Source organism: Paraburkholderia sp. J10-1, from assembly GCF_905220165.1.
GTDB lineage: Bacteria > Pseudomonadota > Gammaproteobacteria > Burkholderiales > Burkholderiaceae > Paraburkholderia.
The window spans coordinates 317,114-324,763 of sequence record NZ_CAJMYW010000010.1 but is presented as its reverse complement, the minus strand read 5'-3'; the positions used below and the strand labels follow the sequence as shown (position 1 = coordinate 324,763).

Genomic DNA, 7,650 nt, shown 5'->3' with positions numbered 1-7,650 from the left:
GCGTACGACTCGTCGGCGCACGACTCGGTCACGCTGGGCGGCACGGGTGCGACCTCGGCAGTGGCGCTGCACAACGTGGCAAATGGCACGCTGAGCGCATCGAGCCTCGACGCAGTGAACGGCTCGCAGCTGTATGAGACGAACACGAATGTGTCGAACCTCGCGGGCAATGTGACGAACCTTGCTGGTGATGTTACGACCATCAACGGCCAGATCACGACCATGCAGGGTCAGCTGGCTGACGCGGTGCTGTACGACACGTCGGCGCATGACTCGGTAACGCTGGGCGGTTCGGGTGCGACTTCGGCAGTGGCGCTGCACAATGTGGCGAACGGCACGCTGAGCGCATCGAGCCTCGACGCGGTGAACGGTTCGCAGCTGTATGAGACGAACACGAATGTGTCGAACCTCGCGGGCGACGTGACGACCATCAACGGCCAGATCACGAACATGCAGGGCCAACTGGCTGACGCGGTGCTGTACGACACGTCGGCGCATGACTCGGTCACGCTGGGCGGTTCGGGCGCGACCTCGGCAGTGGCGTTGCACAACGTGGCGAACGGCGTGCTGAGCGCATCGAGCCTCGACGCAGTGAACGGCTCGCAGCTGTATGAGACGAACACGAATGTGTCGAACCTCGCGGGCGACGTGACGACCATCAACGGCCAGATCACGAACATGCAGGGTCAACTGGCTGACGCAGTGCTGTACGACTCGTCGGCGCACGACTCGGTGACGCTGGGCGGCACGGGCGCGACTTCGGCAGTGGCGTTGCACAACGTGGCCAACGGTCTGGTGAACGCGTCGAGCTTCGATGCGGTGAACGGTTCGCAGCTGTACACCCTCGCCAGCTCGACGGCCAGCTCGCTGGGCGGCGGCTCGACGGTGAACAGCGACGGCTCGATCTCGAACCCGACGTACAACATCGGCGGCAATGCGTACAACAACGCTGGCGATGCCTTCACGGCGCTCAACGGCGACATCACGAACATCAACGGCCAACTGGCCGATGCGGTGGCGTACGACTCGTCGGCGCACGACTCGGTCACGCTGGGCGGTTCGGGCGCGACTTCGGCAGTGGCGCTGCACAACGTGGCGAACGGCGTGCTGAGCGCATCGAGCTACGACGCAGTGAACGGCTCGCAGCTGTATGAGACGAACACGAATGTGTCGAACCTCGCGGGCGACGTGACGACCATCAACGGCCAGATCACGAACATGCAGGGTCAATTGGCTGACGCGGTGCTGTACGACTCGTCGGCGCACGACTCGGTCACGCTGGGTGGCACGGGCGCGACCTCGGCAGTGGCGCTGCACAACGTGGCCAACGGTCTGGTGAACGCGTCGAGCTTCGATGCGGTGAACGGCTCGCAGCTGTACACCCTCGCCAGCTCGACGGCCAGCTCGCTGGGCGGCGGCTCGACGGTGAACAGCGACGGCTCGATCTCGAACCCGACGTACAACATCGGCGGCAATGCGTACAACAACGCAGGCGATGCCTTCACGGCACTCAACGGCGACATCACGAACATCAACGGCCAACTGGCTGACGCGGTGCTGTACGACACGTCGGCGCATGACTCGGTGACGCTGGGCGGTTCGGGTGCGACTTCGGCAGTGGCGCTGCACAACGTGGCGAACGGCACGCTGAGCGCATCGAGCTACGACGCAGTGAACGGTTCGCAGCTGTACGCAACGAACCAGAGCATCTCGAACCTGTCGGGCGATATCACGAACATCAACGGTCAGCTTCAAGACGCGGTGATGTACGACTCGTCGGCGCATGATTCGGTGACGCTGGGCGGCACGTCGGCAACCTCGGCGGTGGCACTGCATAACGTGGCAGCGGGCGACGTCTCGGCATCGAGCTTCGACGCGGTGAACGGCTCGCAGCTGTACAACACGGCCAGCTCGACGGCCGGCGCGCTGGGCGGCGGCTCGACGGTGAACCCGGACGGCTCGATCTCGAACCCGACGTACGTTCTGAATGGTGGCACGTTCAACAACGTCGGCAGCGCACTGACGAACGTCGATGGCCGCGTGACCAACGTGATCAACGACATCACCAATGGCACGATTGGTCTGGTGCAGCAGGATCCGACGACGCGCAACATCACCGTTGCGAAGAACACGGACGGCACGATCGTGGACTTCACGGGCACGGCAGGCACGCGTGTTCTGACCGGTGTGTCGAACGGCGCGGTGAACGCATCGAGCGTGGACGCGGTGAATGGCTCGCAGCTGTACGCAACGAACCAGAGCATCTCGAACCTGTCGGGCGATATCACGAACATCAACGGTCAGCTTCAAGACGCGGTGATGTACGACTCGTCGGCGCATGACTCGGTGACGCTGGGCGGCACGGGTGCAACCTCGGCTGTGGCCCTGCACAACGTGGCAGCGGGCGACGTCTCGGCATCGAGCTTCGACGCGGTGAACGGCTCGCAGCTGTACAACACGGCCAGCTCGACGGCCAGCGCGCTGGGCGGCGGCTCGACGGTGAACCCGGATGGCTCGATCTCGAACCCGACGTACGTTCTGAATGGTGGCACGTTCAACAACGTCGGCAGCGCGCTGACGAACGTCGATGGCCGTGTGACCAACGTGATCAACGACATCAACAACGGCACGATCGGTCTGGTGCGGCAAGCCACGCCGATGAGCACGGTGACGGTCGCGAAGGACACGGGTGGCACGACCGTGGACTTCACGGGCACGGCAGGCACGCGAGTCCTGACGGGTGTGTCGAACGGTGTGTTGAGTGCGACGAGCGTGGACGCGGTGAACGGCTCGCAGCTGTATGCGACGAACCAGAGCATCACAAGCCTCCAGGGTTCGATCAGCAGCCTGTCGGGCGACATCACGAACATCAACGGCAAGCTGGCTGATGCGGTGATGTACGACTCGTCGGCGCATGACTCCGTGACGCTGGGCGGCGCGGGCTCGACCTCGTCGGTGGCCCTGCACAACGTGGCGGCAGGCGACGTCAGCGCATCAAGCACCGATGCGGTGAACGGCTCGCAGCTGTACTCGCTGATGCAGGACGTGAACAACATCGCGAGCAACGCAAGCGATCCGATGTTCACGGCGAACGGTGACCGCAACACCGAAGCGGCCAGCGCAAGCGGCACGCATGCCACGGCTGCGGGCGCCAACGCGAACGCAAGCGGTGCGCAGGCAACGGCGATGGGCGCGAACTCGGTCGCCAGCGGCAACCAGTCCACGGCGCTTGGCGCGGGCTCGACGGCAAGCGCGAACAACGCGGTCGCACTGGGCGCAGGTTCGGTGGCCGATCGTGACAACACGGTGTCGGTGGGTTCGGCGGGCAACGAACGCCAGATCACCAACGTCGCGGCTGGCACGGCGGGCACGGATGCGGTCAACGTGAACCAGTTGAACGACGCGGTCAACAACGCAACGGGCAACGCGGTTCAGCAGGCCACGCAGCAGTCCAACGCCTACACGAACCAGCAGATCAGCGTCGTGCGCAAGCAGATGAACTCGCTGGGCGCCGCAGCGATGGCGGCTTCGTCGCTGATCCCGAACGCACGGGCGGAAGGCAACTTCCAGATGGCTGCGGCGGCGGGTACGTACGGTGGCGAAACCGCGCTGGCACTCGGTGCGAACTGGTACGTGTCCGATCGCCTGCTCCTGAACGCGCACGTGTCGAAGTCGACGGGCGGCGGTAGCGTCGGCGCCTCGGTTGGCGCGACGTTCGGGTTCTGATCGACCGTGACCCAGGCCCGCCACGGGAAACCGTGGCGGGCACGGAGAATTCCATGAAGAAAACTTTGATATGCGGCGCACTGCTGGCCGCGCTGATGAGCGCGCAAGCGTTCGCCAGCGTGGGCAGCGATGCCGAGGCGCTGATGCCCGCCGCGCAGAAAATCACCGACCCGTATCAGCGCGGGTTGGCCGAAGGATGGCTCGAGATTGCGCAGCGCCAGGACAGCCACGTGCTCGTTTCGAAGGTGTACAACGACGCTGCGGCGGGTGCGCTGAACAACGGCCGTCACTTTATCGACGGCAGTGTGCCGTTCCAGCCGATCTACGGCCAGAAGAACTGGCCGCCGGTCGAAACGCGCGAGAAATGGGTGAATGCGCTGCAGGAAATCGAGCGCACGAACGAGCGCGCGTCGCAGTCGCCATGCCGCGGCGAGGATGTGGGGCGTTTGTCTGCCCTGACCGACGAAGCCTGGAAAGAGCAGGACGAAACGCACGGCACGCGCTGGGTACACGGTTGGGACTCGATCGAGCGCGCGCAGAAGCTTGCGCAGCAGGTGAACGGCGAGCTCGACAAGTGCGTGCCGCCGCCGCCTCCGCCGCCGCCCGAGCTGGCGAAGCCGGTTTCGCTATCGGCTGACGCGCTGTTCGACTTCGACAGCGCCGTGCTGAAGCCGGAAGGCAAGCAGATGGTCGACGAGCTCGCGCAGCGCGTTCGCGATTCGCACGTGAAGCTTCGGCTGCTGAAGATCGATGGCTACACGGATCGATTCGGTTCGGCGGCGCATAACGAGAAGTTGTCGCTGCAACGGGCGCAAGCGGTGATGAGCGCGCTCCAGGCCCGAGGCGTGATGGCGGAGCGCTTCGAAGTGAATGGCCGCGGCGCAGCCGACCCGGTGAATTCCTGCCCGGGCAAGAAGGCGACAGCGGCCGTGGTGGCATGTCTTGCGCCTAACCGGCGTGTACAGATCTCCATGCAGTAAGTGGGGAACAAGGGCTCGCGCGTAGGGAACGCGAGCCCGAGGGCGATCTCATCGAGACCGCCTGGAGTGGTAGGGCGATTGCGGCGTGCTTTCGGGCACGCCGTTTTTTTATCCTCGATTTTCGAGATGCGCAGCGCCGCTCAATCCTTTTTCGCGACCGACGCGGGTTTGCCGAACAGCTCGATGATCGAACGGTGCAGCGGATACTTCTCCACGAGCGCGTCGACATCGGCGATTTCGAACTCGCTGAACTCGAACCCCGGCGCAACGGTGCAGCCCACCAGCGCATAAGTGGACGGATCGCAGCAGCGCGCCGCGAACCAGTGCCCGGCCGGCACCACGGCCTGGAATACCGTGCCCGGATGGTCTAACGCATGGCCGAGCTTGCGCGTGGAGAGCACGCCACGCTCGTCGATCGAATGAATCTCGAGGGGCGAGCCCGCGTAGAAGTGCCAGAGCTCGTCGGAGCGGATGCGGTGCCAGGCCGAATAGGCGCCGTCCGCGAGCAGGAAGTAGATGGCCGTGGAGGCCGCGCGCGTTCCCTCTTCTGCAGGCGCGCCGTCGCGGCGCACGAACTTGTCGGCGCGGTAGGTTTCGCTGTAGTAGCCGCCTTCGGGGTGCGGCTCGAGCCCGAAGCGGCGGATCAGTTCTTCGACTGCGGCATTCGCGGTAGCCATGGCGTGCGCCTCCGTAGTGGTGCCGTCCAGCGATCCTGCGCGGCGCCGGCCGGTATTAGCGTTCCTGTTCGTCGATGAGCGCGAGCAGCCCGCGCAGCGCGTGTGTGGCGGCCTGCACGCGGATTTGCTCGCGGTCGCCCTTGAAGACCAGCGTTTCGACGCTCGTATGCAGGCGGTTGCTCCAGCCGAACGACACCATGCCGACTGGCTTTTCCGGCGTGCCGCCGCCCGGACCGGCGACTCCGGTAATGGCGAGCGAAACTTGTGCCCGGCTGTTGCTGAGCGCGCCTTCGGCCATCGCACGCGCCACCGGCTCACTGACCGCGCCGTGCTTTTCGATGAGTTCGGGCGGCACGCCGATCATTTCGGTCTTAGCCTGGTTCGAGTAAGTGACGAAGCCGCGCTCGAACCAGCCGCTGCTGCCTGAAATATCGGTGATGGCGGTGGCGACCATACCGCCAGTGCAGGACTCGGCGGTCGCGAGCATGAGCCGCCCGTCGCGCAGCTTGTTGCCGACGCGGATGGCAAGTTGGTGGACGACGGAATCGGTAGGCATTGCAGCAATCCGTTGAAGTGGCGCTCAGGTGGGGTTAGACCGACATGCGCCAGAGCGCGATGACGAGCAGCGTAAAGAAAGCGGCGACGATGTCGTCGAGCATGATGCCGAGACCGCCCTTGAAGCGCCGGTCGAAATAGCGGATGGGCGGCGGCTTCACCATGTCGAAGAAACGGAAGACCACGAAGGCCCAGAGCCGGCCCATGAAATCGACAGGCGTGATCATGAGCAGCACGAGCCAGAACGCGACGATCTCGTCCCAGACGATGGCAGAAGGGTCTTCCACGCGCATCTTGTTCGCCGTGAACCCGGTAATGCCGATGCCCGCGAAGAAGCCCACGATGATCAGCAGTCCCCACTCCGTGACGGTGAGGTAGCGGTTGAGCACCTCGAACGCCGCCCACGCGAACAGTGTGCCCGCCGTGCCGGGCGCGAGGCGCGAGAGCCCTGAGCCAAAGCCGAGCGAGATGATGTGAAACGGATGCGTGAGCATGAACGGCGCGTCGGCGCGGCGCGGACCGCCAGGCTGGGGCTCCGGCCGCCCGGCCGTCGCGAGTTCGTCGGCGGGAGAGGGCGTGGGGTCAGTCTGCATGGAAATGGTCGAAACCTTGCAACTTCAGGTTGAGCGGTTTGCACGCGGCGTCGCGCCAGGCGATTGCGGGGGGGGCCTGAGGCGACGCGAGGGCACTCATTGTACCGATGCACGTGACGCGCACGCCCGCCTGTTGCGCGGCCGCCTCGACCGCTGCGCGTTGCGCCGGCGCCGCCGTGAAGCACAGTTCGTAGTCGTCGCCGCCCGCGAGCGCGCACTGCAGTTGGACCTCGCGCGGCAGGCGCGCGAGGGCGGGCGAGAGCGGCAGGGCGTCGACGTCGATCGTCGCGGCGAGGTTCGACCGTTCCAGAATGTGGCGCAGGTCGCCGGCAAGGCCGTCCGACACGTCGAGCGCCGCGCGCGCGACGCCGCGTAGCGCGAGGCCGAGCGCGACACGCGGCTCGGGATACTCTAGCGCGCGTCGAAAGTAGGCGGCGTCCGGCTCGTCCACCTGCCATTCGCCACGCAGCATGCCGAGGCCCGCGCGTGCGTCGCCGGGCGTGCCGGAAACCCAGATGTCGTCGCCCGCCTGCGCGGCGTCGCGCCGAAGTGCGACATCCTGACGCACCGAGCCGAACACCGTCAGGCAAAGATTGAGCGGGCCCGCCGTGGTGTCGCCGCCAATCAGCTCGCAGTCGAAGCGGTCAGCCAGCTCGAAAAGGCCCGTGCTGAATGCGGCCAGCCAGTCTTCGCCCGGCTTGGGAAGCGCGAACGCCAGCGTGAAGCCCAAAGGCTGCGCGCCCATCGCGGCAAGGTCTGACAGATTGACGGCGAGCGCCTTGTGGCCCAACGCGTGCGGATCGATATCGGGGAAAAAATGCCGGCCTTCCACCAGCATATCCGTCGAGACGGCCAGCATTTCGCCGGGAGCGGGGGAGAGGAGCGCGCAGTCGTCGCCGATGCCGAGCGCGGCGCGTTGCGTGTTCGTTCGGGCGCGTCGCGCGAAATAACGGTCGATCAGGGAGAACTCGGAAAGCATGTCGAAAGGTCTATGACAAGTGATGTGTCCGACGCTGCGAAGGGCGCGCGGGCGCGGTGTTCCCCTCATTGCGGTCGCGGCACCTGCGCCCGAACTGTAAGGAATGCTGTCGGAGATTGGCGCTACAATGCCTTCGAATT

General features: G+C 65.5%; 6 protein-coding genes. 2 read left to right on the top strand and 4 right to left on the bottom strand.

What is annotated here, in order from left to right; genetic code table 11:
• Positions 1-3,726, top strand: a 3,726-nt coding sequence (locus U5A65_RS28565) for a YadA family autotransporter adhesin (protein ID WP_321948595.1), incomplete at its 5' end; no start/stop codon positions are given.
• A gap of 53 nt (positions 3,727-3,779) precedes the next feature.
• Positions 3,780-4,706 carry an OmpA family protein gene (locus U5A65_RS28560; RefSeq protein ID WP_321948594.1) on the top strand — a complete coding sequence of 309 codons (927 nt, stop codon included), beginning with the start codon at positions 3,780-3,782 and terminating at the stop codon, positions 4,704-4,706.
• A gap of 140 nt (positions 4,707-4,846) precedes the next feature.
• On the opposite strand, the gene U5A65_RS28555 is transcribed toward U5A65_RS28560, so the two are convergent.
• From U5A65_RS28555 to thiL, 4 genes are read right to left on the bottom strand one after another with little or no spacing between them, the layout of a single operon-like run.
• On the bottom strand, positions 4,847-5,383 hold the full coding sequence (locus tag U5A65_RS28555) for a cupin domain-containing protein (RefSeq protein WP_321917756.1): 537 nt from the start codon (positions 5,381-5,383) through the stop codon (positions 4,847-4,849).
• A 55-nt stretch (positions 5,384-5,438) separates the two neighbouring features.
• Positions 5,439-5,939, bottom strand: a complete 501-nt coding sequence (locus tag U5A65_RS28550) for a CinA family protein (RefSeq protein WP_321917757.1) — start codon at positions 5,937-5,939, stop codon at positions 5,439-5,441.
• A 34-nt stretch (positions 5,940-5,973) separates the two neighbouring features.
• Positions 5,974-6,531: a phosphatidylglycerophosphatase A gene (locus tag U5A65_RS28545; protein ID WP_321917759.1), complete on the bottom strand. Its 558-nt coding sequence runs from the start codon at positions 6,529-6,531 to the stop codon at positions 5,974-5,976.
• Positions 6,521-7,510, bottom strand: coding sequence for a thiamine-phosphate kinase (thiL, locus tag U5A65_RS28540; RefSeq protein ID WP_321948593.1), 990 nt, complete (start codon positions 7,508-7,510; stop codon positions 6,521-6,523). Before thiL ends, U5A65_RS28545 begins: the two co-directional genes overlap by 11 nt.
• Between the last annotated feature and the right edge of the window lie 140 nt (positions 7,511-7,650).